Below are 26,132 nucleotides of genomic sequence, written 5' to 3' on the forward strand. Positions count from 1 at the left end.
CGGCCGGCATCATTTTGCGCCCAGAACATCGGGCCGCCGCGGTACACCGGCCAGCCATAGCCGTTGATCCACACGATATCGATGTCGCTGGCGCGCTGCGCCTTGCCTTCGGCCAGGATGCGCGCCCCTTCGTTGACCATCGGATAGAGGCAGCGTTCCAGGATTTCCTGATCGCCTATCTGGCGGCGGTTGATGCCCTTTTCGGTGGCATAGGCATCGATGATCGCCAGCGCTTCTGGATTGGGGGTGCGGTTGCGGGCTTCGTCATAGACATAAAAGCCCTTGCCGTTCTTCTGGCCGCGCAAGCCGGCTTCGCACAGCCGGTCGCGCACGCTGACGCCCTTGGATGTCTCGGCGCTCCAGCCGATATCCAGGCCGGCCAGATCGCTCATCTGGAACGGCCCCATCGGGAAGCCGAACTCGGTGAGCACCCGGTCAATATCGGCGGGCGACGCGCCTTCCAGCATCAAAAAATTGGCCTGCTGCTGGCGGCGGCTGAGCATGCGGTTGCCGATGAAGCCATCGCACACGCCGGCCACCACGGCGATCTTGCCGGTCTGTTTGCCCACCGCCATCGCGGTGGCCAGCACTTGCGGATCGGTCTTGGCGCCGCGCACCACTTCAAGCAGGCGCATGACGTTGGCTGGCGAGAAATAATGCATGCCCACCACCGATTCCGGCCGCGTGGTGGCCGCCGCGATGGCATCGACATCAAGGTAGGAGGTGTTGCTGGCCAGCACGGCGCCCGGCTTGGCGATCTGGTCGAGCTTGGCGAAAATCTCTTTCTTCACGGCCATGTTTTCAAATACGGCTTCGATGATCAGATCGCAATCGGCGAGATCGGCCATGTCCAGGCTGGGTGTGAGGCGGCCCATGCGCGCCTCCACTTCGTCCATACTGAACCGGCCCTTCTTGGCGCTGTTTTCATAATTGCGGCGGATGACCCCAACACCGCGATCGAGCGCTTCCTGCTTCATTTCGACGATGGTTACCGGGATGCCAACCGACAGGAAGTTCATCGAAATGCCGCCGCCCATGGTGCCAGCGCCGATCACGCCCACCTTGTGCACCGGCAGCGGCTGCACGTCGGCGGGCAGGCCGTCGATCTTGGCCGCGGCGCGCTCGGCGAAAAACACGTGGCGCTGGGCGGTGGATTGCAGGCCGGTCATCAGCTTGATGAACTCGCTGCGCTCCACGGCCAAGCCTTCGGCGAACGGCAGCGCCACGGCGGCTTCGATGCACTTGATATTGGCTTCCGGTGCTTCGAAACCGCCAAAGGCCTTGGCATTTTTGGCGCGAAATTCAGCGAAGAATGCCGCCAACGAATCCGCAGTGCCGCCCAGCTTGGAGGCATCATCGCGCACCTTCTTGAGCGGGCGGCCTTCGGCGACGACCTGCCGGGCAAAGGCGACGGCGCCAGCGGTAAGGTCACCATCGACAACCGCATCAACCAGTCCGGCGGCCAGCGCGTCCTTGCTGCCCATCTGGGCGCCGCTGGTGACCATTTCAGTGGCCTTAATCGCGCCAACGATGCGCGGCAGGCGCTGGGTGCCGCCGGCGCCGGGCAGCAAGCCCAGCTTGACTTCGGGCAGGCCGAATTTCGCCTTGGCATCGCTGACGCGGTAGTGTGCGCACAACGCAACCTCCAGGCCGCCGCCGAGTGCAGTGCCGTGGATGGCAGCGATTACCGGCACCGATGCGCCTTCCATGGCGTCTTGCACGGCCGGCAAGGAGGCACCGCGCGGCGGCTTGCCGAATTCGCTGATATCGGCGCCGGCAATGAAGGTGCGGCCGGCGCACACCAGCACAGCCGCAGTGATGGCGCTGTCAGCAGCCACGGCGGCAAACGCGCCGGCCAGCCCGTCGCGCACATCGGCCGACAGGGCGTTCACCGGCGGCGAATTGACGGTGATGATGGCAATATCGCCATCGCGCGAAAGATCGACGACGTTGTTGATTGCAGCCATGATTTTTCTCCCCAAAAATGTTCTGAAAGGCGTCGTAGCAGCTTGCGCAGCGCATTGCAGCCTTGTGGTTAGACGAGGATATTGTATCGTTAAAAGATGGCGGTGATGCTCCCTGTTCGGCAAATGCTGGCGCGTGCTGCGCTGCCGGCTGTCTGCGTGCTTGTCGGCGGTTATTTCGCCTTTCATGCCTTCAATGGCCCGACAGGCTATGGCGCGTGGCGCGAGTATCAGGCGCAGCACGCCCGGCTGACCGCGGCAAAGCAGGCCAGCGAGGAACAGAAAATGGCCCTGCAACGCCAATTGGCCTTGCTCAATCCGCGCGCGGTGAACCCCGATCTGGCCGATGAGCTGGTGCGCCAGCATATGCACATGATCCGCCCGGATGAATTGGTGGTGCCGATGCCGGTCGCGCCGGACACGCCCGCCACTGCATCCACCAGCTGAACCGCTGCGGTTACCGGTGGGAAACACCGCTTGCTGCCGCCAGATACGCCGCGCATCATGCGTCATCTTGTCGATTAGCCGTCACCGGCGCCAGCTTCATGGAAGGCACGCATTTGGCACGCAGCGCAAGCCGCAAGGCAGATATCACTCCGCCCAAAGCAAACTGGCCGCGTCCTGACGAACCACAACGGTTCGAGGCCAGCTCCGAACAACTGATCGATATGTACCGCCAGATGGTGCTGATCCGCCGCTTTGAGGAGCGTGCCGGCCAGCTTTATGGCATGGGCCAGATTGGCGGTTTTTGCCATTTGTACATCGGGCAGGAAGCCGTCGTGGTCGGCATGCAGGCCGAATTGCAGCAGGGGGACAGCATCATCACCGGTTACCGCGATCATGGCCACATGCTGGCCTGCGGGATCACGGCGCGGTCGGTGATGGCGGAATTGACCGGGCGGGCGGCTGGCATCAGCGGCGGCAAAGGCGGCTCGATGCACATGTTCAGCCCGGATCACGGATTCTATGGCGGCCACGGCATTGTGGCCGCGCAGGTGCCGCTGGGCGCCGGGCTGGCGTTTGCGCATAAATACAAGAAGGATGGCCATATCGCCGTGACCTATTTTGGCGATGGCGCGTCCAATCAGGGCCAGGTGTATGAAAGCTTCAACATGGCGGAGCTGTGGTCGCTGCCGGTGATTTTCGTGATTGAAAACAATCAATATGCCATGGGCACATCGGTGAACCGCGCCAGTTCCGAAGACCAGCTCTATCGGCGCGGCGAAAGCTTCCGGGTGCCTGGCCTGCAGGTAGACGGCATGGATGTGCTGGCCGTGCGCGGCGCCGCGCAGGCGGCGGCTGCCTGGGTGCGGGCCGGCAAGGGGCCATTGCTGCTGGAAATGAAAACCTATCGCTACCGCGGCCATTCGATGAGCGATCCGGCCAAATATCGCAGCCGCGAGGAAGTGCAGGCCATGCGCGAAAAAAGCGATCCCATCGAGGGGCTGAAAAAATTGATCCTCGATGATGGCCATGCCGATGAAGCAGCATTGAAGCTGATCGACCGCGAAGTGCGCGACGAAGTGGCCGATGCAGCAGATTTCGCACTGGACGCGCCAGAGCCTGACCCGCGCGAATTGCACACCGATGTTTTGCTGGGGCGCTACTGATGCCGTTGATTTTGCTCCCGGCGATGTCGCCAACCATGGAAGATGGCACGCTGGCCAAATGGCTGGTCGCCGTGGGCGATATCGTCAAACCCGGCGATGTGATTGCCGAGATTGAAACCGACAAGGCCACGATGGAACTGGAAGCCGACGACGGCGGCACCGTCACGGCGCTGCTGGTGGCGGCGGGCAGTGAAGGCGTGAAAGTTGGCACGCCGATCATCAATATCGCCGGCGAAGATGAGGATGCAGCCCCGGCCCAATCGCCCGCTGCACCGCCTGCTGCACCTGGTGCTGTGCCAGTGGCAATGGTTGCCGCTCCAATTGCGGAGCCGGAGCCGGTGCCGGTTTCGGCACCCGAAGTTCCCGCCGGCCCGATGCGCCGCCAGACCGTGCGTGAGGCACTGCGCGATGCCATGGCCGAAGAAATGCGCGCCGACGACACGGTGTTCGTGATGGGCGAAGAAGTTGCCGAGTATCAGGGCGCCTACAAGGTGACGCAGGGCCTGCTCGCCGAATTTGGTGATGCCCGCGTCATCGATACGCCGATTACCGAATATGGCTTTGCCGGCCTGGGCACGGGCGCCGCCATGGGCGGGCTGAAGCCGATCGTGGAATTCATGACCTTCAATTTTGCCATGCAGGCAATTGATCACATCATCAATTCCGCCGCCAAAACCCTGTATATGTCGGGCGGACAAATGCGCTGCCCGATCGTGTTTCGCGGGCCCAATGGCGCAGCGGCGCGGGTGGGCGCGCAGCACAGCCAGAATTATGGCCCCTGGTATGCCAGCGTGCCTGGCCTGATCGTGATTGCGCCCTACAGCGCCGATGATGCCAAGGGCCTGCTGAAAGCCGCAATCCGCAGCCCCGATCCCGTGGTGTTTCTGGAAAATGAGCTGCTTTATGGGCAAAGCTTTGATGTGCCCGAAGGCGACCATGTCGTGCCCATCGGCAAGGCGCGCACCATGCGCAGCGGCACCCATGTCACGCTGGTCAGCTACAGCATCGGTGTGGGCGTCGCCCTGCAGGCGGCCGAAACCCTGGCCTCCGATGGCATTGATGCCGAAGTGATCGATCTGCGCACGCTGCGCCCGCTCGACAAAGCCGCGGTGCTGGCATCGCTGAAGAAGACCAATCGTCTGGTGGTAGTGGAAGAAGGCTGGCCGACCTGTTCGATTGCCAGCGAAATCATGGCAATCTGCATGGAAGATGGCTTTGATGATCTGGATGCGCCGGTGCTGCGGGTCACCAATGTTGATGTGCCGCTGCCTTATGCGGCCAATCTGGAAAAACTGGCCCTGCTGAAGGCTGAAGATGTCGTCGCGGCGGCGCACGCCGTTTGCTATCGCTAGGACCGGATCATGGCCGAACAAACTCGCATCGCCGTGATGATCGACGGCAGCTATTTCAACCGCGTTTCAAACTATTACAAGTTCGAGCACAGCACTGGCCGGCGCGTGTCTATGACCGGGCTGCTAGAATTGATCCGCCGGGCCACCGCCGACATGGAAGACGTGCCGGCCGTTCGGGCGCGAGTGGTTGCGGCGCATTATTTTCGCGGCCGCTACACGCTGCGCGACCTGGAAGACCGAGCGCGCAGCCCGAGTTTTGTCGAGGAATCGCTGCGCAACGATCGGGTGTTCGATCAGATATTGGCGGCCAGCAACATCACATCGCACTACACCCGTATCGACACCATCGCCGATCCGCCCAAGGAACAGGGCATCGATGTCTGGCTGGCATTGGAGGCCTTCGATCTTGCCGTAAGCGACCGCTGCGACGTGGTGGCGCTGGTGGCCGGCGATGGTGATTTCGTGCCATTGATCAAGAAAATCAACGCCATCGGCAAGCGCGCGCTGGTGGTGGCCTGGGGCATGAAATCCGAAACCGGCACCGAAGTGCGCTATTCGGCCAGCCTGGCCGGCACCGCAGCCTATTTTCTGGATATGGCCGATTTGATCAACAATCCGCGCGGCGACGACCAGATTGATCTGGTTGATCAGCTGTTTGTGGATAATTGAGCAGGGTTTGCAGATGAGCAGCATCGACGTCACCATGCCCGCCCTGTCGCCGACCATGGAGGTGGGCACGCTGGCCAAATGGCATGTGAAGCCCGGCGATACGCTGAAATCCGGCGACATCATGGCCGAAATCGAAACTGACAAGGCAACCATGGAAGTGGAAGCCGTGGATGAAGGCGTGGTGACCGAATTGCTGGTGGCCGAAGGCGCTGAAAATATCGCCGTGGGTACGGTGATCCTGCGCCTGAGCGGGGAAGGCGACGCGCCGGCAGCAAAGGCTGACGTTGCGCCAGTTGCTGCTGCTGCGCCGGCGCCAGCGGCACAAGTTGCAGTGCCTGCGCCGGTTGTTGCCGCCGGTGTGAGCGGCGACCGGGTGGTGGCCAGCCCGCTGGCACGCCGGATTGCCGAATTGAAGGGCGTCGATCTGGCCGGCATTGCGGGCAGTGGGCCGCGCGGCCGCATCGTTCGCGCCGATGTTGAAGCTGCGCTTGGCAAGCCGGCTGCTGCTGCTCCGGTTGTCGCCCCGCCAGTTGCTGTGCCAGTTGCTGCGCCAGTTGCTGTCTTGCCTGCCGCAGCATCCCCCACGCCTACCGCCGCCCCCACCAGCGACATCCCGCACCGCGCCGAAAAGCTGGGCAATGTGCGCAAGGTCATCGCCCGCCGCCTGACCGAAGCCAAGCAGACCGTGCCGCACATCTATCTGACGCTGGACGTCGAGCTTGATGCGCTGCTCAAGTTGCGCGGCGAGCTGAACAAGGCGCTGGAGCCGCGCGGTATCAAGGTCAGCGTGAATGATCTCGTTATCAAGGCGCTGGCACTGGGCCTGCGCCAGGTGCCGACGTGCAACGTGTCCTTCGCTGGTGACACGCTGCTGGTGTATGACCGCGCCGACATTTCAGTTGCGGTCGCGGCGCCGTCCGGCCTGATCACACCGATCATCGTGGGCGCGGACAGCAAGGCGGTCAGCCAGATTGCCACCGAGATGAAGGCGCTCGCCGAAAAAGCCCGCGCCGGCAAACTGCAGCCGCACGAATATCAGGGCGGCACCGCCTCGCTGTCCAACCTCGGCATGTTCGGCATCAAGCAGTTCGACGCGGTGATCAACCCGCCGCAAGCCATGATCCTGGCCGTGGGCGCGGGCGAAAAGCGCGCCGTGGTGAAGGGTGATGCGCTGGCCATCGCCACGGTGATGACCATCACCGGCAGCTTCGACCACCGTGCCATCGACGGCGCAGACGGCGCGGCGCTGATGGGCGCGGTGAAGGCGCTGATCGAGAGCCCATTGGGACTGGTGGCGTGAGCGTGGAAGCAACACCCTCTCTCGCAAGGGGAGAGGGGAAGGAATTGGTATGAGCGACCAGTTTGATCTCGTCATCCTCGGCTCCGGCCCCGGCGGCTATGTCGCCGCCATCCGCGCGAGCCAGCTCGGCCTGAAGGTCGCCATCATCGAGCGCGAGCGCTTGGGCGGCATCTGCCTCAACTGGGGTTGCATCCCGACCAAGGCGCTGCTGCGGACCAGCGAGATTTATCACTATATCACCAACGCCGACGCCTATGGCCTGAGCGTGGAAAACCCGACTTTTGACCTGAAGAAGGTGACGGATCGCAGCCGCAAGGTGGCGGCGCAGCTGAACAGCGGTGTCAAATCGCTGATGAAGAAGCACAAGATCGAAGTGATCGAGGGGCAGGGGCGGCTGACCAGCGCCACCAGCATCGCCGTCACCACTGCAAATGGCGAGCGCATGCTGACCGGGAAAAACATCATCATCGCGACCGGTGCCCGTGCCCGCGACCTGCCGGGGGTGGAGGCCGACGGCAACCGCGTGTGGACCTATCGCCACGCCATGGTGCCGCCGGTGATGCCAACCAAGCTGCTGGTGATCGGATCAGGCGCGATCGGGATCGAATTTGCCAGTTTCTACAGCGACATGGGCGCGAAGGTCACCGTGGTGGAAATGCTGGATCGCATTCTGCCGGTGGAGGACGCCGACGTGTCCGCCCATGTGCGCAAGGCGCTGACCAAGCAGGGCATGACCATCATCACCGGCGCCAAGGTCTCGGATGTGGTTCCTGGCCCGGAGGGCGTGAGCGCCACCATCACGTCAGACGGCAAGGCCGTGACCGACCAGTATAGCCATGTGATTGTTGCCATAGGCATTGTGCCCAACACCGAAAATATCGGGCTGGAGGCGCTGGGCGTCGCCACCACGCGCGGGCATATCGCGGCGGATGGCATGTGCCGCACCAATGTGCCCGGGCTTTATGCCATCGGCGATGTGACCGGCGCGCCGTGGCTGGCGCACAAGGCCAGCCATGAAGGCATCATCGCGGTCGAGCATATCGCCGGCAATCACCCGCACGCCATGGATGTGACGCGCATTCCGGGCTGCACCTATGCCCGCCCGCAAGTGGCCAGCATCGGACTGACCGAAGCCAATGCCATCGCGGCTGGCCACACGGTGCGCGTCGGCAAATTTCCGTTCATCGGCAATGGCAAGGCCATCGCGCTGGGTGAGGCGGACGGCTTTGTCAAAACCGTATTTGATGCCGCCACCGGCCAGCTGCTGGGCGCACACATGGTTGGTGCGGAAGTGACCGAATTGATCCAGGGCTATGCCATCGCCATGGGGCTGGAAACCACCGAAGTCGAATTGATGCACACCATCTTCCCGCATCCCACACTGTCGGAAATGATGCATGAAAGCGTGCTGGATGCCTATGGCCGGGCCATACATTTCTGATGGTGGTGGCGGCCTTGCTGTTGGCCGCTGATGGCACGGCGGCGCTGATGCCGCGCGGCTGGAGCGTGCTTTGTCCGAGGCGGCAGCCCGATGAGATGACGGTTTGTGCCAGCCGCGATCCGCCGCCGTCGCCCTATCGCGCGCCGATTGCTATCCCGCGTGAATTTGGGCAGCGCGGCACCGCCAGCGTCTCGGCCGAACGCAATCGGCTGCTGGGGCCGGATGCAGGCACTGTCGGCACCTGTTCCGGCATCGGCCCGTCAGGACCCTTCGGTTGTAAATATCAGGAATTCAAGAACAATGTTAACCAGGCCGCCGGCAGCCGTGACACGCGCGGCCGGGTATATGAACGCCCGCCGGAATAGGGCGTGTCAGGTTGCCGCGCAAAACATGACAAAATGGCAATGTTTTTGCTTGAAACCACCACCGATTTAATCGAATATGGTTTCAGCGGCGGTACCACAGCAGCAACTGCCCTTGCTGCAGGCGCCATCGCCGCGGGCGTATCGGATGCTCCCCCCTGTTTGCATCGGGTACGCCCGCTTCCTGTCGCGATCTGGCCATCGCGCGCGCCGCATCAACTCGCGGTGTCTGTCCACTCCACCGTGATCGGTTCAAACTTGCCGGTTTCTGCGCTGAGCACTTTCAGCACGCCTTCGGCGATATCGAAAAGCGCCCCATGCAATTTCAACGTGCCAGCCGCCTCGGCCTCGGCAACGAAGGGAAAGGTGCGCAGATTTGCCAGCGACAGCCGGATCGCGGCCAGCTCAAGCGCAGCGCACGCATCGATATCGGGCGAAATAAGCGCGGCAGCCCGAATCGTGTCACGCGCTGGGGCAATCAGGCTCATCCAGCGATCAATGAAGCCGCCTTCGCCCACCGCGGCATCGTCGAACGTGCCTTCCAGGCTGGCCTTGATGCCGCCGCAGCGCGCATGGCCCAGCACGACGACATGATGCACTTTGAGCTGGGTCACGGCATATTCGATGGCCGCTGATGTGCTGTGCTGGGCATTGTCCCGGTCGCAGGGTGGCACCAGGTTGGCGACATTGCGCACCACAAACATCTGGCCGGGTTCGGTGTCGAAGATGCGCGTGGGATCGACCCGGCTGTCCGAACAGCTGATCACCAGCACGCCGGGCGCCTGGCCCTTGTCGGCCAGCGCATCATAACGCCGGCGCTGCTCTTGATAGGCGCCAGTACGGAACCGGCTGTAGCCATCAAGCAAAGCCTTGAATTCGGGCATGATATCTCACTTTCGCCGTTGCATGTTATCGCGCAAATGGTTTGCACTTGCGGCATGTTTAGCAGCTATGGCTGCTGCGTCACGAGCGAAGGTTGGCAGCGGCGGCCTGCCGCGCTAATCGACATGCATGAGCGAACCCGTTTTGTCGTTGCCGCCGCAGCCGAACCTTCAGCGCAAGCCCGACTGGATCCGCGTGCGCGCGCCCACCGGCACTGCCCACGCCGAAACGCGGGCGCTGATGCGCCGGCTGAAGTTGAACACCGTGTGCGAAGAAGCGGCATGCCCCAATATCGGCGAATGCTGGAGCCAGAAGCACGCCACGGTGATGATCCTGGGCGACACCTGCACGCGCGCCTGCGCCTTCTGCAATGTCAAAACCGGCATGCCGGGCATTGTGGACACGGCCGAACCGGGCCACGTTGCCGAAGCTGCGGCGGCGCTTGGCTTGCAACATATCGTGATCACCTCGGTTGACCGCGATGATCTGCCCGATGGCGGTGCCAGCCAGTTCGTCAAGGTAATCAACGAATTGCGCCGGCAGACGCCGTCCACCACCATCGAAATTCTCACACCCGATTTTCGCAACAAGATGGACCGCGCGGTAGAGATGATCGTGGAGGCCGGGCCGGATGTGTATAATCACAATCTGGAAACCGTGCCGCGGCTCTATTCCAGCATTCGGCCCGGCGCGCGCTATTATCATTCGCTGCGCCTGCTGGACAAGGTGAAGAGCCTGTCGCCAACATTATTCACCAAATCCGGCCTGATGGTCGGGCTGGGTGAAGCAACGCAGGAACTGCACCAGGTGTTTGATGACATGCGCTCCGCCGGGGTGGATTTTCTCACCGTTGGCCAATATTTGCAGCCCACCCCGCGCCATGCCAAACTGATGGAATATGTCACGCCGGCCGCATTCCAGGCGCTGGCTGCCGTGGCGCGGTCGAAGGGATTTCTGTTGGTGGCAGCGTCGCCGTTGACCCGCTCCAGCTATCATGCCGGGCGGGATTTTGCCGAAATGCAGGCCCGCCGGCGCGCCCAGGTCGCCAGTCGGCCCTGATGCTCACACACTGAAGCACGCACGCTGATGCCCAAACACCGCGAAACCCGACGGCTGCCATGGTCAGCCACGGAAATGTTCGATCTGGTTGCCGATATCGGGCGTTATCCGGAATTTTTGCCATGGGTGCAGGCCATGCGCGTGGGCGCGGCCACCACAGCCGGCCCGGCGCAGGTGGTGCAGGCCGATATGGTGGTTGGCTTTCGCATGATCCGCGAGCGTTTCACCAGCCGCGTCACGTTTGAGCGGCCGGGCCATGTCCATGTCGATTATCTCGATGGCCCGATGAAGCATCTGTTCAACGATTGGCGCTTTGCCGACGCGCCGGGCGGCGGCTGCGAGATTGATTTTGCCGTGGATTTCGAATTCCGCAGCCGCACCTTTGAAAAAATCGCCGGCTTGGTGTTCAAGCAGGCGTTTGAACGCATGGTCGCGGCCTTTGTGGTGCGCGCCGGGCAATTATACGGGCCGCGCCCGGCTGTTACCTGATTCAGCGGTTTTCGCTGTTCAAGGCCGCAATAGTTCCAGTGCCACCAATGCGGCCTGTCGGCGGATTTCGCTGCGGCCCAGATCGCCGAACAGGCGGGTGTCGGCCACCACGGCTTCGGGGCTTTCGCCGCGCACGGCGCGGGCAAACACCACCATGCCAACCGGCTTGCCGGGCGTGGCGCCGCCCGGCCCGGCAATGCCGGTGATCGAAACCGCCACATCAGCGCCGCTGTGTGCCAACGCACCGCGTGCCATCGCCCACGCCGTGGCCACCGAAACCGCGCCAAACGTCGCCAGCATGTCTTCGGACACGTCCAGCATGTCCATCTTGGCCTGGTTGGAATAGGTCACAAAGCCGCGATCAAACACGTCCGACGATCCGGCAATGTCGGTGAGCGCAGCGGCCACCATGCCGCCGGTACAGCTTTCGGCTGTGGCCACCATGCGGCCGGCGGCGCGATTTTCGGCCAGCACCTGGGCCGCCAGCGCCGTGAGATCAGCGTCCATCACAAGGTTTCCGCTTCAGATTCAGGCAGCCGCACGCTGGCCATGGCCTGCGCCGCGATGCCTTCCTGCCGGCCGGTAAAACCCAGCCGCTCGGTGGTGGTGGCCTTGACGCTGACCCGGTCGATGTCGATGCCGAGAATTTCGGCAATGCGTGTCCGCATGGCGTTGCGATGTGGGCCGACCTTGGGGTGTTCGCAAATCAGCGTGATATCGGCATGATCGATCATCCCACCGCGCGCGCGCACCAAGGTGGCGGCATGGGCCAGAAATTGATCGGACGCCGCGCCGCGCCAACGATCTTCGCTTGGCGGGAAATGATCACCGATATCGCCAGCCGCAATCGTGCCGAGCAGCGCATCGGTGAGCGCATGCAGGCCGACATCGGCATCGCTGTGGCCGATCAGGCCGCCATCATGCGCCACCTTGATCCCGCACAGCCAGACATGATCGCCCGGCCCGAAGCGGTGGACATCAAATCCGGAGGCGGCCCGTGAACTATAGTTTGTCATCGCCTGCGCTTTGGCAAAATCTGCTGGCTCCGTCACCTTGAAAGCGCGTTCATCGCCCGGCGTGATCGCCACAGCCAGCCCGGCCGCCAGCGCAATCGCGACGTCATCGGTGGCACCGGGGCCGGCCGCGCGGTGCGCCGCCAGGATTTCGGCATAGCGAAAGGCTTGCGGGGTTTGCACCCGCCACAGGCCATCACGGTCAACACTGCCGGAAAAACGCCCGCCCGCACCGCGCCGCAAACTGTCTACCTGGGCCAGCGCGGGGCAGGCGCCGGCAATACCGGGATCATCAAACGCCGCAAGCAGCGCATCAATCACGCCCGTCGGCACAAAGGCCCGGGCGGCATCATGGATCAGCACGATATCAGGCGGATCGTTGGCCAGCGCCGCCAGCCCGGCCAGCACACTGTCTTGCCGCGCCGCGCCGCCGGTGATGGGCGCGCTCAGCACCAGACCTGCGACGGCGCTGTCATACAGCAAGCGGCATTCGGGATTGATCACCGCGCTGATGCTGGTGATGGCCGGATGCGCGAGCAGGCCAAGGACGGCGTGGCGCAGCAGCGGCATGCCATTCACGCTGCGATATTGCTTGGGCACGCCGCCGCCGGCCCGTATCCCGGAACCGGCAGCAACGATGATGGCGTGAATGCGCATGCCCGCTGGCTTAAGCGCCGCCCGGCTTGTCGAAAAGGGGCTTTGTGCGTTAAGGGCGCAGCGCAATGAGCTTGATCTCCCCCATCAACATCGGCCCGAACCGCATCGACGTGCCGGTGATCCTGGCGCCGATGACCGGCGTGACCGACATGCCGTTTCGCATGCTGGTCAAACGTTTTGGCGCCGGCCTGACCGTGACCGAGATGATCGCATCCGAAGCGATGATTCGCGAAACCCGGCAAAGCCTGCAAAAGGCCGCGTGGCATGCATCCGAAGACCCGATCTCGATGCAGCTTGCGGGCTGTGAGCCGGGGCGCATGGCCGATGCTGCCAAGCTGAACGAACAGAAGGGCGCGGCGATCATCGATATCAACATGGGCTGCCCGGTGAAAAAAGTCGTCAATGGCCACGCCGGATCGTCGCTGATGCGCGATCTGCCGCTCGCCACGCAGCTTATTCGCGCCACCGTGCGCGCGGTGGAATTGCCGGTGACCCTTAAGATGCGCATGGGCTGGGATCACCAGAGCCTGAACGCCCCTGAACTGGCGCGCATCGCCGAGGGAGAGGGGGTGCAGCTGATCACCGTACACGGCCGCACCCGCAACCAATTGTACACCGGTAGCGCCGATTGGGCTTATGTTGCCAACGTCAAGCAGGCGGTGCGCCTGCCGGTAATCGTGAACGGCGATATCTGCTCGATCGATGATGCGCGCACCGCGCTGGCGCAATCGGGCGCCGATGGCGTGATGATTGGGCGCGGCGCCTATGGCAAGCCGTGGCTGATCGGCCAGGTAATGGCCGCCTTGACCGGCCGTGATGTGCCCGCCGATCCAGGCCTAGCGGCGCAGCATGCGCTGGTGCGTGAACATTATGATCTGATGCTGGCGCTCTATGGGCCGCTTAACGGTGTCAATCTCGCGCGCAAGCATCTGGGCTGGTACACCAAGGGCCTGCACGACAGCGCGCAGTTCCGCCATGCCGTGAACCAGATCAGCGATGCCGCCACCGTGACCGACATGATCGATCGCTTTTATGCCGCGCAAGAACAATTGCCAGCGTTGCAGGCCGCCGCCTGACGACAATCCTGTCGCAGTTCTGCAACGGTGCGGCGATTGACTGTGTTCCTGCTGCCACAGTTTCAGGCTATGGGCCAGTTTGGTGAGGATTGATTCGATCTCTGACAGCCGCGCCGGCACTGGCATTCGCCGTGGCCGCTGGCGCATGGCGATTTTTTTGCGCGTGCGCCGGCAATGGCGCCGGCTGGCACGGTCCGGCGCCATCTATGTGCGGCTGGAGCTGCTTGCGGCGGTGCTCACCATCGTGCTGGGCTGGAGCAGCTATGCCTATCTGACTGGCAGCGGCGTGCCGGCCAATGGCGCATCGCAATCGCTGGTTGGCCTGCTGCTGGTGGCCAGCCTGGTGCCGGCGATGCTGCTGATCGTGCTGATCGGGCGGCGCGTGGCGATTTTGATCACCAATCGCCGGCGCGGATTGGCCGGTGCCCAGCTGCATTTGCGGCTGGTGGCGCTGTTTTCAACGATCGCGGCCGTGCCGACCTTGCTGGTGGTGGTGTTTGCCTCGCTGCTGTTCCAGTTCGGGGTGCAATTCTGGTTTTCCGACCGGGTGAAAACCATTCTCGATGGCTCGAACGAAGTTGCGCAGGCCTATGTGGAGGACAATCGCCAGCGCATCGGCGTGGATGTGGTGGCAATGGCAGCGGATGTGGCATCCTATGCGCGCGATTTTGGCGAAGGATCGGAGCTTTATCGGCGCGGGCTGGAATATCAGGTGGCCGGGCGTATCCTGAGCGAGGCGGCGGTGATCCGCCGCACGGGCACTGGGTTGACGCTGGTGGCGACCAGCCGCGCCACCGAAGCCCAAATTCGCGCCCATGTCGCCGATATCGATCTGGACGATGCCGTGTCGAGTGCTGTGACGCTGATTGGCGCCGGCGAAGATCGTGTGGAAACCGCCGTGGCGGTGCCCGGCAGCCCAGACACATTCCTGTATGTCAGCCGCAAGGTTGATCCGCAGGTGCTGGCGCGGGCCACGCAGGCGGCGCAGGCACTGGGCGATTATAAATTGCTCACGCAGCGCGGCAGGGTCATGCAATTGCGCTTCAATCTCGTGCTGATGGCGGTGTCGCTGCTCACGCTGGTGGTGGCGATCTGGTTTGCGCTGTGGCTGGCCAACCGGCTGGTTGAACCGATCGCGCGGCTGGTGTTTGCCGCCGAGCGGGTGGGCGCTGGCGATCTGGATGCACGGGTGCCGGTGCGCGGCGGCGGCGATGAAATCGGCGCGCTGGAACGCGCCTTCAACCGCATGACTGGCCAGTTGAAGGCCCAGCAAACCGCGCTGCTGTCGGCCAACACCGAACTGGATACCCGCCGGCGCTTTACGGAAACCGTGCTGGGCGGTGTGTCGGCGGGTGTGATTTCGGTTGCACCGGAAGGCTTGATCCGGGTGGCCAATGCGTCCGCAGCGTCCTTGTTGGCGGTACCGCATCGCATGCTGCGCGGCCAGATGTTGCGCGCTGTGGCGCCGGAATTGGCCGATCTGCTCGATCAGGCCCGGCAAACCGGTGATGTTGCCGGCCAGGTGCGCATCCAGCGCGGCACCGAAACCCAGACGCTGGCGGTGCGCATTGATGCCGGCGATGCGGGCGTGCGTGATGGTTTTGTGCTCACCTTTGATGATCTTACCGCGCAACTCGCCGATCAGCGCCGGGCGGCGTGGGCCGATGTTGCCCGCCGCATTGCCCACGAGATCAAAAATCCGCTGACACCTATATCGCTGGCCGCCGAACGCTTGCAGCGCAAATTTGGTCGCCAGATATCCGAGGATGCCGAAATTTTCGCGGTGTTGACGGGTACCATCGTCCGGCAAGTGGGCGATCTGCGCCGCATGGTCGACGAATTTTCCGAATTTGCGCGGCTGCCCAAGCCGGTGTTTGCGCCCGAACCGCTGGACCGCATCCTCCGCCAGGCGTTGGTGCTGCAGGAAGTGGCATTTCCGGATATCAGATTCAGCCTTGAAGCAACGACCAATGAGGCGCTGCTGGTCTGTGATCGCCAGCAACTGGGCCGCGCCCTGACCAATTTGATCAAGAATGCCGCCGAAAGCGTGATGGCCCGCTGCGAACGTGATGTGCAGGCCGGCATCGCGCCCGAAACCGGAACGATCAGCCTAAGCGTTCATCATGATTGCGGCGATGCCGGCGACAGCCTGTGCATCCGCATCGCCGACAACGGTCTGGGCTTTCCAGCCGAAGACCGGGCGCGCTTGCTGGAGCCTTATGTCACCACCCGCGCGCGCGGCACCGGCCTTGGCCTCGCCATTGCGGCCAAGATCATCGAGGAACATGGCGGCCAGCTCGAGCTGGCCGATAACATTGCTGCCGGGTCTGGCGCAGCCGGCGCGCTGGTGCTGGCGCGGATCAGCCAGCGCCTGCTCGCCGAAGCCAGCGGCCAGCCGGCCAGCAATCGAACGGCCCAAACAGCCGAACTCTCTTCTTGAACAGGACTGCCCCCCGCCATGGCTCTTGATATCCTCATCGTCGACGACGAAGCCGACATTCGCGATCTGGTGGCCGGCGTACTGGGAGATGAAGGCTTTGAGACCCGGGTCGCGGCCGACAGCGACGGCGCGCTGGCAGCCATTGCCGAACGCCGGCCCAGCCTCGTCATATTGGATGTCTGGCTGCAAGGCTCGGCGCTGGATGGGATCGAGCTGCTGGATGTGATCAAGACGCAGGACCCGACGTTGCCGGTGATGGTGATTTCCGGCCACGGCAATCTTGATACGGCGGTGGCTGCGATCAAGCGCGGCGCCTATGACTTCATTGAAAAGCCATTCCAGGCCGAACAATTGCTGCTGGTGGTGCGCCGCGCCACCGAAACCGAACGGTTGCGCCGCGAATATGAGGCGCTCAAAATCCGGGTTGGCTATGATGCTGAGCTGACCGGGACCTCGCCGCAGATCAACCAGGTGCGTGCCACGCTGCGCCGGGTTGCCGCCACGGGCAGCCGCGTGCTGATCACCGGCCCGGCCGGCAGCGGCAAGGAAGTGGCGGCGCGGCTGCTGCACCAATGGAGCCCGCGGGTATCGGCGCCGTTTGTGGTGGTTTCGGCGGCCCGCATGACGCCCGAAACCGTGGAGGAAGCGCTGTTCGGTGTGGAAAATGCCGGTGCCGGCATTCGTGCTGGCCTGCTGGAACAAGCGCACGGCGGCACGCTGTTTCTGGATGATGTGGCCGATATGCCGGCCACCACACAGGCCAAAATCCTGCGGGTGCTGACGGAACAAGTGTTTCAGCGCGTTGGCGGATCGCGCATGGTGCGGGTGGATGTGCGCGTGATTTCAGCCACATCGCGCGATCTTGCAGCGGAAATTGCCGCTGGTCGGTTTCGCGAGGATCTTTATTACCGGCTCAATGTTGTACCAGTGCGCTTGCCGCCGCTGTCGGAACGGCGGGAGGATGTTGCCGAACTCGCCCGATATTTTCTGGCGCGCTATGCCGCCGAACGCGGCTTGCCCACGCCGGCCATGTCCGATGATGCGCTGGCGGCGATGCAAACCTATGATTGGCCGGGCAATGTACGGCAGCTCCGCAATGTCATCGAACGCACAATGATCATGGCGCCGGCCAGCGGCATGGCATCGATCGATATCGACATGCTGCCGCCCGAAGTGACCGCCGAACCGGCGCGGCTGGTGCCGGGCCAGGCCGTAAGATCGATCATGGGCACCCCGCTGCGCGAAGCGCGTGAGGCCTTTGAGCGCGAATATCTGCGGGCGCAGATCAGGCGATTTTCGGGCAATATCAGCCGCACCGCCGCCTTCATCGGCATGGAACGCAGCGCGCTGCACCGCAAACTCAAAGTGCTCGGTCTTGCCGAAGAACCCGCTGTCGATGCAGGGGGGGGCGCAGAGGGGGACGAATGACCACTGCCAATTTCGTTCGGCTGTGACGAAAGGTGGGTTTGTCATCAGCGCGGCCGCCCTGTAACTAAACGCGTATTCTGGCGGCCGCAGTCGCCCAAAAACAAGAGGATAACCCCATGGCCGAAAAACCCGGCAGCTTGCAGGACACGTTTCTGAACACCGTGCGCAAGACACGCACACCCGTCACCATGTTCCTGGTCAATGGCGTGAAGCTGCAAGGCGTCATCACCTGGTTTGACAATTTCTCCGTGCTGCTGCGCCGCGACGGCTACAGCCAATTGGTCTATAAGCACGCAATATCGACGGTGATGCCGGCGACCCCGTTGCAATTGTTTGATGCCGAAACCGCAGAAGATTGAGAGCCCGCGTTTGAACCTTCCAGATCAAGATCCCGTCGAAGCAGCCACCGGCGACATAGGCGTGCCCGACATCAGCATCGGCCTGCCCGACATCAGCATCGGCCTGCCCGAGAACGATCTCGGTGTGCCGGACATCACAATCGGCGGTTACGACGAATCGCGCGGGCTGCGTTCCGGCGCGCGTGCCCTTGTCGTCTTGCCCGTGCTCGGCAATGCCACCGGGCTGCGTTCGCCCGATGCCAAGCTGGCTGAAGCCGTCAGCCTGACCAATGCCATCGCGCTGGATGTCGTGCATGCCGAAATCATCAAGTTGCGCAGCCCATCGGCATCGCGGTTGCTCGGCACCGGTCAGATCAAGCGGTTGGCCGGGACGGTGGCGGCGCTATGCGTGGAGGTGGTCATCATCGATGGCCCGGTCACGCCTGTGCAGCAGCGCAATCTTGAAAAGGAACTCAAGGCGAAGGTGATCGACCGCCCCGGCTTGATATTGGAAATTTTCGGGGAGCGGGCCAGCACATCGGAAGGCACATTGCAGGTGGAACTGGCGCATCTGCAATATCAGGCCAGCCGGCTGGTGCGCAGCTGGACTCACCTTGAACGCCAGCGCGGCGGCTTCGGCTTTCTCGGCGGCCCCGGCGAATCGCAGATCGAAGCCGATCGCCGCCTGATCCGTGACCGTATCGCCCGTCTGCGCAAGGATCTGGACGAAGTGCGCCGCACCCGCGGGCTGCATCGCCGCAACCGCCAGAAGGCGCCTTGGCCAGTGGTTGCGCTGGTGGGCTACACCAATGCCGGCAAATCGACCCTGTTCAACCGCTTGACCGGCGCCGATGTGCGCGCCGAGGATTTGCTGTTCGCCACACTCGATCCGACCATGCGTGCCATCAGGCTGCCCGGCCACGACAAGCTGGTGCTGTCCGATACGGTGGGCTTCATATCCGATCTGCCCACGCAGCTGGTGGCGGCGTTTCGCGCCACCCTGGAAGAAGTGCTGGAGGCCGATCTGATCGTGCATGTGCGCGATATCAGCCATCCCGATACCGATGCCCAGGCGCAGGATGTGCTGGCCGTGCTGACCGATCTTGGCCTTGCCCCTGAAAACCGGGAAACGCCAATGCTGACGGTCTTCAACAAGATCGACGCGTTGGATGCCGAGCAGCATGAACTGGTGCGGGCCCGGGCCGGCAGCGATGCCATTCCGGTTTCGGCGCTGACCGGCGAAGGACTGGATGAACTGCGCGCGGCCATGGATGTCGTGCTGCGCGCTGGCGCCCGTGTTCACCGCTTTGTGCTGCCGGCTGGCGATGGCAAGCGGTTGGCGTGGCTGCATTCGCACGGCGAAGTGGTCGGCGAAGTCTATGACGATGAGGGCGTCACCGTCGAAGTGCGCTTGTCGGACAAGGACCGTTCGCGTTTCATGGCCATGGCGCCGGCCTGATCGGCGCCGTTCAGGGCGGGCTCATGTCCAAGGCGGCAGGCCGAGCACTGGATGATGCGGAGGATCGGATGAACAGGCTGCTGATATTGTCGGCGTTGCTGCCGTTGCTGGGCGGCTGCGCGTGGGATGGCCAACAGGCAGCTCGGGATTGCGCCGGAACCACGGGCTGCATTTCATCATTGCCGCCGCATGGCTATGGTCCGCCGCATGCGCAGGCGGCTGCGCCGGTGACGCCGCCGCAAAATCAGCCGCAATAGAGGCTTTTCGCCGCGCCGCAGCAATGGCAGAAGGGCGTGATGCGTCATTTGTTTCGACTTTCCATCATATCGCTGCTGCTTGGGTGCAGCCTTGCCGCGCCGGCCCGCGCCGATGATGCGCGCCCGTCGGCTGAACAACTGGCGGCATTTGCGGATTGGCTTAGCATCTACCGGGCCGATGCTACGGCGCGCGGGCTGCGGCCGGAATGGCTGGATGCGGCGCTGGCCGATGTCACGCTGGTGCCGCACGTGATCGGGGCCGATCGCAGCCAACCCGGCGGGCCAGCGCGGCCGGTGCGCTTTCCGGATTATCTGGCCGGCAAATTTCGCGGGGACCGTATACCCTATGGCCAGCGCCAGTTTGCCGCCAATCGCGAAGCACTGGCCCGCGCCGAAATTCAGAGCGGCGTGCCGGCAGCAATGATCGCCGCAATCTGGGGCATTGAAACCAGCTATGGCCGCGTGCTCGGCCGCCATGATCTGCCATCGGCGCTGGCGACTTTGGCATTCGAAGGCCGCCGCCGCGATTTGTTCACCCGCGAACTGGACGCAGCCGTGCAGATGATCGGCGAAGGCCGGGTGCAGCGCAGCGCCATGAAGGGCAGCTGGGCCGGTGCCTTTGGGCAGACACAGTTTTTGCCTACATCCTATCTGCGCTACGGCCGCGATGGCGACGACGATGGCCGTGTCGATCTGTGGGACAGTCTGCCGGATGTGTTTGCCTCGATCGGGCATTATCTGGCCAGCGCCGGCTGGCAGCCGCAGCAAGATTGGGGCTTTCGCACGCTGGTGCCTGGCGATTTTGACCGGGCGGCGGTCGCGGCCACGCAGCCGCCGGTGCGCTGCGTTGGCCCGCTGGCCCGCCACAGCGAATTGAAGCCGGCTGCGGCATGGCGGCAGCTGGGCTTTGTCCCGGTCAATGGCGCGTGGCCGGCCGATGACGTGGAGATGAGCCTGATCGAGCCCGATGGCGCCGGGCAGGGGGCATTTCTGGTGACGCGCAGTTACCGCGCGATCCTCGGCTATAATTGCTCCAATCTTTACGCATTGTCCGTGGCATTGCTGGCTGATGCAGTCAGCTTGCCGGCGCTTGATGGGCCGGTTGTGGCGGCAAACGCTGCGCCATGATCAGGCTTTTGCTGCCGATTTCTGGCGCGCTGCTGCTGGCGGCGTGTGCGGGCGGAAAGTCGCCGCCGCGCACGTTGCCGCCGCCAGCCAAAGCCTCAGCCGCGACAGCCAACGATGCGGCAAGATTGGGCAAGTGGCCGGTCAAGCTGGGCAAGCCCTATCAGGTGGCCGGCTTGACCTATGTGCCAGTGGATGACCGCGATTACCGCGAAGACGGCATCGCCAGCTGGTATGGCCCGGGCTTTCACGCCCTCAATACGGCCAATGGCGAACGCTATGATCAGGATGATCTCACCGCGGCGCACCGCACCCTGCCGATGCCAAGCTGGGTGGAGGTGGAGAATCTCGATAACGGCCGGCGCTTGACGGTGCGCATCAATGATCGCGGGCCGTTTGCGCGCGGGCGCATCATCGATCTGTCGCGCAAATCGGCGCAATTGCTCGGTGTTGATCGTGCCGGCACCGCCCGTGTGCGCCTGCGCCGTGTGTATCCGCCGGGCGAAGCCGCGCCTGCGCCCCCAGCAGTGCCATCTGTCGTTGTTGCAGCGGTCACGGTACCGGAGGTGGCGAGCATCGCGGTTCCGGGCGGCAGCAATGCGCCGGCCGGCTGGCTGGTGCAGGTTGCCGCGCTGGCCGATGGCGGCCGCGTCGCCTGGCTGAAAGGCTATTTGTCCAGCTTTGGCCCGGTGTTGAGCGAAACAGCGCCCGGCGGGCTGACGCGGGTGCGGCTGGGGCCCTATGCCAGCCAGAGCGCAGCGAGCGCCGCGCTGGCGCAGGTGCGCGCTGCCGGCTATGGCGATGCCAGAATGATTCCGCCGGCACCGTCCCGATAGGGCCTGCCGCGATCAGACCTGTAAGGAACCAAGCAACGATGCGTTCGATAAATCAGTTCATGATGCCCGTGGCTGCTGCTGCCGTGATGGCCGCGCCGGCACTGGCGCAGGCCCCGGCCTATGATACGGCCGCGCCGATTGCCTTTCTGAAGGACATGCAAACCGGCCGCATATTGCTTGCCAAGGATGCCGACCGCAAGATCCCGCCGGCATCGATGGGCAAGATGATGAGCGTCTATGTGGCGTTCAAGCTGCTTAAGGCCGGTGAAGCCAATCTGGGGCAGATGGTGCTGGTGCGCCCTGAAACCTGGACCAAGTGGAACAACCAGGGCAGCACCATGTTTCTGTCGGTCAACGAACAGGTCAGTGTGGAAAATCTGCTGCACGGCATCGTCACCCTGTCCGGCAACGATGCCTGCGTCGTGCTGGCGGAAGGGCTTGGCGGCACCGAAGCCAATTATGTGGCGCTGATGAACCGCGAGGCCAAGCGGCTGGGCCTGAAAAACAGCAATTTTGCCAACACCAACGGCTGGCCTGATCCGGCAGAATATGTGACGGCGCGCGATCTCGCCATGATTGCCGAAGCGACAATTCGCGATTTTCCTGATCTGTATCAACGCTTTTACGGCAAGGGCAATTTCACCTGGGGCAAGACGATGGGGGCAGGGCAGGATATCACCCAGCCCAATCGCAACCCGCTGCTGGGCAAGGTGGCTGGCGCCGATGGCCTGAAGACAGGCCACACCGACGAAGCCGGCTACGGCTTTACCGGCTCAGCCGTGCAGAACGGCCGCCGGCTGGTGATGGTGGTGGCCGGGCTCGACAGTTTTGGTGGCCGCGTGTCGTCCAGCGTTGATTTCATGAACTGGGGCTTTGCCGCCTGGCAAAATGTGCCGCTCGGCAAAAAGGGCCAGGTGTTGGCGCAGGTGCCAATCGCTGGCGCCGCCGAAGCCACCATCGCCGCCAGCGCGCCGCGCGATCTGTTTGCCACCGTACCGCGCGGCTTTGCCATGGAACGCAAAACCCGGGTGGTCGGTGTGGCTGGCCTGTCGGCACCGCTGAAGGCCGGCAGCAAGATTGCTGATCTGGTGGTCACCATGCCGGGCCAGGCCCCCGTTTCGTTGCCGCTTGTCACCGCAGCCGCCATCGAAGAAGCCGGATTTTTCCGTCGCAGCTGGAACTGGCTGCTCAGCTTGTTCGGGTGACGGGGGCACGCTTCATCACGCTGGAAGGCGGGGAGGGCAGCGGCAAGTCCACCCAGGCCCGCCGGCTGGCGGAGCACTTGCGCGCCGGCGGTGTTGAGGCCGTGCTCACCCGCGAGCCCGGCGGCACCGAAGGCGCCGAAGCCATTCGCAGCCTGCTGGTGACCGGCAATCCTGATCGCTGGACGCCGTGGAGCGAGGCGCTGTTGATGACAGCAGCGCGCGCCGATCATGTCCACCGCGTCATTCGTCCGGCCCTCGCGCGCGGCGCAGTGGTGGTGTGCGACCGTTTTGTCGATTCTACCCGTGCCTATCAGGGCGCCGGGCGCGGCCTGCCCGATGCTGCGCTCACGGCTTTGCACGACCAAGCCGTCGGCCTGTGGCCCGATCTCACGCTGGTGCTGCTGCTGGACGCAGAGCAAGGCCTGGCACGGGCTGCGATGCGCGGTGCCGCCGAAGCGCGGTTCGAAGCCATTGGCGGCGCATTTCATGCCCGCGTCCAGCAGTTTTTCAGCGAACTGCCCGGCCGCGAACCGCAGCGCTGCCGGGCGATCGACGCCACCGGCAGCGAGGATGACGTGGCCGCAGCCATATTGGCAGCACTATGATTGGACATGCCGGCGCTGTGGCGGCGTTTATGGAAGCGTTCGGCGAAGGCCGGCCGCACCATGCCTGGTTGCTGGCTGGCCAAAAGGGGCTTGGCAAAGCCCGCTTTGCCGAGGCGGCGGCGATCTGGCTGCTGGCCGGCGCACCGGCCGGGCCGGATTTTGCCGTGCCGGATGATTGCGAGGCCGCCCGCCTGATGGCAGCTGGCTCGCATCTGGATTTTCGCCGGCTGGAACGCACCTTGGCCAAAACCGGCAAGCTGCGGTCTGAAATCGTCATTGGCCAAGTTGTTCGCCGGCAAGAAAGCGAAGGCCAGCCGCTGCGCGAATTTTTGACCGGCACACCTATGCTGGGGCAGCGGCGCGTGGTGATCGTTGATGCAGCCGACGATATGAACCGCAACACTGCCAATGCCTTGCTGAAAAATCTTGAGGAACCATCTGATGACACGGTGTTCCTGCTTGTCAGCCACACACCCGGCCGATTGCTGCCCACCATAAGATCGCGCTGCCGCACGCTGCGCTTTTCGCGCCTGTCCGATCACGATGTCGAACAGGTGTTGGCTGGTGCCGATCTGGAGGGCGAAGATATCGGCTTGCTGGTGGCCATGGCCGGCGGCTGTCCGGGCCGGGCACTGGCGCTGGCGGCGGCAGGTATCACCGCGCTTGAATATGATCTGGCCGGCCTGGCCGGGCAACCGGTGGAACGCGCCGGCCCGGCGGCATTGGCGCTGGCGCGCAGCGTGGCCGGCAAGGGCGGGGAGGGGCGTTATGCCGCCCTGCTGGACCGGGCGCCGGCGGTGATTGCGCAGCGCGCACAGCGGCTTGCCGGCGCAGCCCGCGCCGATGCCATCGCCACCTGGGAAGCGGCCAGCCGGCTGGCGCGCGAGGCCGTGCCGATGCAGTTGGACCCAGCCCAGGTCGCCTATGCGCTGGGCATGCATCTGGCTGCTGTGCCGGCCTGAAACCCCCGGCTTGAATCTGTTGCCACTTTGCCTCATTGCAGCGCAGCATGATCCGTCCCCGCTTCTATATCACCACGGCCATTTTTTACCCGAATGGCCGGCCGCACATGGGCCACGCCTATGAAATGATCGCCACCGATGTGATCGCGCGGTACAAACGGCTCGATGGCCATGCGGTGCGCTTCCTGACCGGCACCGACGAGCATGGCCTCAAGATCGATCGGGCCGCCCGCGCCGCCGGCAAGCCGCCAAAAGCCTATGTCGATGAAATGGTAGCGCCATTCCAGGAACTGGAAGCAGCGCTGGGCATCAGCTTCGATCGCTTCATTCGCACGACAGACGCCGATCACAAGGCGCTGGTTCAGGCACTTTGGCAACGCATGGCCGCCAATGGCGACCTCTATCTCGGCCGCTACGAAGGCTGGTACTCGGTGCGCGACGAGGCCTTTTACGACCAGAGCGAACTGGTTGAGGCCACCGACGCTTCCGGCGCCAAACTGCACCTGTCACCTCAGGGCACGCCGGTGGAATGGACGGTTGAGGAAAGCTGGTTCTTCCGCCTCTCCGCCTATCAGGATCGGCTGCTGGCGCTGTACGACACGCAGCCCGATTTCATTCAGCCGACCAGTCGTTTCAACGAGATGCGCAGCTTTGTTGCCGGCGGACTTTCGGATTTGTCGGTCAGCCGCACCAGTTTTTCCTGGGGTATCCCGGTGCCGGGTGAAGCAGCCAATCCTGCTGAAAATCCGCATGTCATGTATGTCTGGCTCGATGCGCTGGCCAATTACCTGACAGGAGCTGGCGGCCTCGATGGCGAATGGTGGCCGGCCCAACTGCATGTTGTTGGCAAGGATGTCGTGCGTTTCCACACGGTCTATTGGCCAGCCTTCCTGATGTCGGCTGGCATTGCGCTGCCCAAGACAGTGTTTGGCCATGGCTTCCTGCTCAACCGCGGTGAGAAATTGTCGAAGTCGCTGGGCAATTTCGTTGATCCCGCCGAGATGTTGGAACGTTTTGGCGTTGACCGCCTGCGCTGGTTCCTGTGCCGCGAAGTCGCGTTTGGCGAAGACGGCAGCTACAGCGACGACGCCATTGTGGAACGCACCAATGCCGATCTCGCCAACGGCATCGGCAATCTGGCGCAGCGCAGCCTGTCGATGGTGGCCAAAAATCTGGGCGGCATCATGCCAACACCCGCCGCCAAACCGGGGGAGAGCGAAGCCCGGCTGCAGCAGGCGTTCAAGACTGGCAGTGAAGCCTATTTTGCGGCCATGAACGCGCTGGCGCTGCACAAGGCGTTGGATGCGGTGATGACGATGGTGGCAGCGGCCAACGGCTATTTTGCCGAAAATGCGCCGTGGGTGCTGGCCAAGACCGATACGGCGCGCATGGCGCAGGTGCTGGCCGCCACGCTGGATGCCACGCGGCGCATCGTCATTCTGGCGCAGCCATTCATGCCGGCAAGCTGCGCCGCGTTGCTTGATCAATTGGGCGTTGATGCAGATGCACGTGATTTCAGTGGCTTTGATGCACAAGTTCCTGCAGAAACCGCACTGCCAGCGCCCGCAGGTGTGTTTCCGCGCCTGACTCTGGATGGCTGATC

At 63.6% G+C, this 26,132-nt stretch carries 23 protein-coding genes and 1 pseudogene; 20 read left to right on the top strand and 4 right to left on the bottom strand.

From position 1 onward, the window contains the following. Positions 1–1,967: 3-hydroxyacyl-CoA dehydrogenase NAD-binding domain-containing protein (locus ABWP50_RS02870; protein WP_353216481.1), on the bottom strand; the 1,967-nt coding region annotated here is incomplete at its 3' end. A 105-nt stretch (positions 1,968–2,072) separates the two neighbouring features. Between ABWP50_RS02870 and ABWP50_RS02875 the strand changes: the two genes are divergently transcribed. From ABWP50_RS02875 to ABWP50_RS02905, 7 genes are all read left to right on the top strand, one after another. Beyond that, positions 2,073–2,411, top strand: a complete 339-nt coding sequence (locus ABWP50_RS02875) for an FtsB family cell division protein (RefSeq protein ID WP_353216482.1) — start codon at positions 2,073–2,075, stop codon at positions 2,409–2,411. Positions 2,412–2,509: 98 nt separating this feature from the next. Next, positions 2,510–3,574 (top strand): pyruvate dehydrogenase (acetyl-transferring) E1 component subunit alpha, encoded by a 1,065-nt coding sequence (gene pdhA / locus ABWP50_RS02880; RefSeq protein ID WP_502950965.1) that lies wholly within the window; start codon positions 2,510–2,512, stop codon positions 3,572–3,574. Then, positions 3,574–4,926: a pyruvate dehydrogenase complex E1 component subunit beta gene (locus ABWP50_RS02885; RefSeq protein ID WP_353216484.1), complete on the top strand. Its 1,353-nt coding sequence runs from the start codon at positions 3,574–3,576 to the stop codon at positions 4,924–4,926. Before pdhA ends, ABWP50_RS02885 begins: the two co-directional genes overlap by 1 nt. A 9-nt stretch (positions 4,927–4,935) precedes the next feature. After that, positions 4,936–5,595: an NYN domain-containing protein gene (locus ABWP50_RS02890; protein ID WP_353216485.1), complete on the top strand. Its 660-nt coding sequence runs from the start codon at positions 4,936–4,938 to the stop codon at positions 5,593–5,595. A 13-nt stretch (positions 5,596–5,608) separates the two neighbouring features. Then, positions 5,609–6,895: a pyruvate dehydrogenase complex dihydrolipoamide acetyltransferase gene (locus ABWP50_RS02895; RefSeq protein WP_353216486.1), complete on the top strand. Its 1,287-nt coding sequence runs from the start codon at positions 5,609–5,611 to the stop codon at positions 6,893–6,895. 49 nt (positions 6,896–6,944) lie between these two features. Next, positions 6,945–8,336: a dihydrolipoyl dehydrogenase gene (lpdA, locus tag ABWP50_RS02900; protein ID WP_353216487.1), complete on the top strand. Its 1,392-nt coding sequence runs from the start codon at positions 6,945–6,947 to the stop codon at positions 8,334–8,336. Between the two features lie 95 nt (positions 8,337–8,431). After that, entirely contained in the window at positions 8,432–8,701 is a 270-nt protein-coding gene (locus ABWP50_RS02905) for a hypothetical protein (protein ID WP_353216488.1), read from the top strand. Between the two features lie 212 nt (positions 8,702–8,913). Here ABWP50_RS02905 and ABWP50_RS02910 read toward each other — a convergent pair whose 3' ends face one another. Next, positions 8,914–9,582 (bottom strand): carbonic anhydrase, encoded by a 669-nt coding sequence (locus ABWP50_RS02910; RefSeq protein WP_353216489.1) that lies wholly within the window; start codon positions 9,580–9,582, stop codon positions 8,914–8,916. A gap of 127 nt (positions 9,583–9,709) precedes the next feature. Here ABWP50_RS02910 and lipA point away from each other — a divergent pair, with 127 nt between their 5' ends. Then, a complete protein-coding gene (gene lipA / locus ABWP50_RS02915; RefSeq protein ID WP_353216490.1) occupies positions 9,710–10,639 on the top strand; it encodes a lipoyl synthase in 930 nt (309 codons plus the stop codon). A 27-nt stretch (positions 10,640–10,666) separates the two neighbouring features. Continuing rightward, positions 10,667–11,128: a type II toxin-antitoxin system RatA family toxin gene (locus ABWP50_RS02920; RefSeq protein ID WP_353216491.1), complete on the top strand. Its 462-nt coding sequence runs from the start codon at positions 10,667–10,669 to the stop codon at positions 11,126–11,128. Between the two features lie 18 nt (positions 11,129–11,146). Here ABWP50_RS02920 and ABWP50_RS02925 read toward each other — a convergent pair whose 3' ends face one another. Together ABWP50_RS02925 and ABWP50_RS02930 are read right to left on the bottom strand one after the other, a co-directional pair. Then, on the bottom strand, positions 11,147–11,635 hold the full coding sequence (locus tag ABWP50_RS02925; RefSeq protein ID WP_353216492.1) for a CinA family protein: 489 nt from the start codon (positions 11,633–11,635) through the stop codon (positions 11,147–11,149). Next, entirely contained in the window at positions 11,635–12,798 is a 1,164-nt protein-coding gene (locus ABWP50_RS02930) for a bifunctional 2-C-methyl-D-erythritol 4-phosphate cytidylyltransferase/2-C-methyl-D-erythritol 2,4-cyclodiphosphate synthase (RefSeq protein ID WP_353216493.1), read from the bottom strand. Before ABWP50_RS02930 ends, ABWP50_RS02925 begins: the two co-directional genes overlap by 1 nt. Before the next feature lie 65 nt (positions 12,799–12,863). Between ABWP50_RS02930 and dusB the strand changes: the two genes are divergently transcribed. The 11 genes and pseudogenes from dusB to metG all read left to right on the top strand — a co-directional run bounded on the left by dusB (position 12,864) and on the right by metG (position 26,130). Then, positions 12,864–13,874, top strand: coding sequence for a tRNA dihydrouridine synthase DusB (gene dusB / locus ABWP50_RS02935; RefSeq protein WP_353216494.1), 1,011 nt, complete (start codon positions 12,864–12,866; stop codon positions 13,872–13,874). Positions 13,875–14,019: 145 nt separating this feature from the next. Continuing rightward, on the top strand, positions 14,020–16,314 hold the full coding sequence (locus ABWP50_RS02940; protein WP_353216495.1) for a sensor histidine kinase NtrY-like: 2,295 nt from the start codon (positions 14,020–14,022) through the stop codon (positions 16,312–16,314). Positions 16,315–16,332: 18 nt separating this feature from the next. Next, positions 16,333–17,742 carry a nitrogen assimilation response regulator NtrX gene (gene ntrX / locus ABWP50_RS02945; RefSeq protein WP_353216496.1) on the top strand — a complete coding sequence of 470 codons (1,410 nt, stop codon included), beginning with the start codon at positions 16,333–16,335 and terminating at the stop codon, positions 17,740–17,742. 116 nt (positions 17,743–17,858) lie between these two features. Further along, positions 17,859–18,092: pseudogene (hfq, locus tag ABWP50_RS02950) on the top strand (RNA chaperone Hfq); the annotation flags it as partial. Positions 18,093–18,234: 142 nt separating this feature from the next. Continuing rightward, positions 18,235–19,539, top strand: a complete 1,305-nt coding sequence (gene hflX, locus ABWP50_RS02955) for a GTPase HflX (RefSeq protein ID WP_353216549.1) — start codon at positions 18,235–18,237, stop codon at positions 19,537–19,539. Between the two features lie 296 nt (positions 19,540–19,835). Further along, the gene (locus ABWP50_RS02960; RefSeq protein ID WP_353216498.1) at positions 19,836–20,924 is read left to right on the top strand and encodes a lytic murein transglycosylase; all 1,089 of its coding nucleotides are present in this window, start codon (positions 19,836–19,838) and stop codon (positions 20,922–20,924) included. Continuing rightward, complete coding sequence (locus ABWP50_RS02965; RefSeq protein WP_353216499.1) at positions 20,921–21,757, top strand: septal ring lytic transglycosylase RlpA family protein; 837 nt, start codon at positions 20,921–20,923, stop codon at positions 21,755–21,757. The genes ABWP50_RS02960 and ABWP50_RS02965 overlap by 4 nt, the downstream gene beginning before the upstream one ends. Positions 21,758–21,795: 38 nt before the next feature. Continuing rightward, on the top strand, positions 21,796–22,962 hold the full coding sequence (locus tag ABWP50_RS02970) for a D-alanyl-D-alanine carboxypeptidase family protein (RefSeq protein ID WP_353216500.1): 1,167 nt from the start codon (positions 21,796–21,798) through the stop codon (positions 22,960–22,962). Beyond that, positions 22,959–23,567, top strand: coding sequence for a dTMP kinase (gene tmk / locus ABWP50_RS02975; protein WP_353216501.1), 609 nt, complete (start codon positions 22,959–22,961; stop codon positions 23,565–23,567). Before ABWP50_RS02970 ends, tmk begins: the two co-directional genes overlap by 4 nt. Next, the gene (locus ABWP50_RS02980; protein WP_353216502.1) at positions 23,564–24,529 is read left to right on the top strand and encodes a DNA polymerase III delta subunit-related protein; all 966 of its coding nucleotides are present in this window, start codon (positions 23,564–23,566) and stop codon (positions 24,527–24,529) included. Before tmk ends, ABWP50_RS02980 begins: the two co-directional genes overlap by 4 nt. Positions 24,530–24,576: 47 nt before the next feature. Beyond that, positions 24,577–26,130 carry a methionine--tRNA ligase gene (gene metG, locus ABWP50_RS02985; protein ID WP_353216503.1) on the top strand — a complete coding sequence of 518 codons (1,554 nt, stop codon included), beginning with the start codon at positions 24,577–24,579 and terminating at the stop codon, positions 26,128–26,130. Positions 26,131–26,132 lie beyond the last annotated feature (2 nt).

Origin of the sequence: Sandarakinorhabdus sp., from assembly GCF_040398645.1 — a bacterium.
Lineage (GTDB): Bacteria > Pseudomonadota > Alphaproteobacteria > Sphingomonadales > Sphingomonadaceae > Sandarakinorhabdus.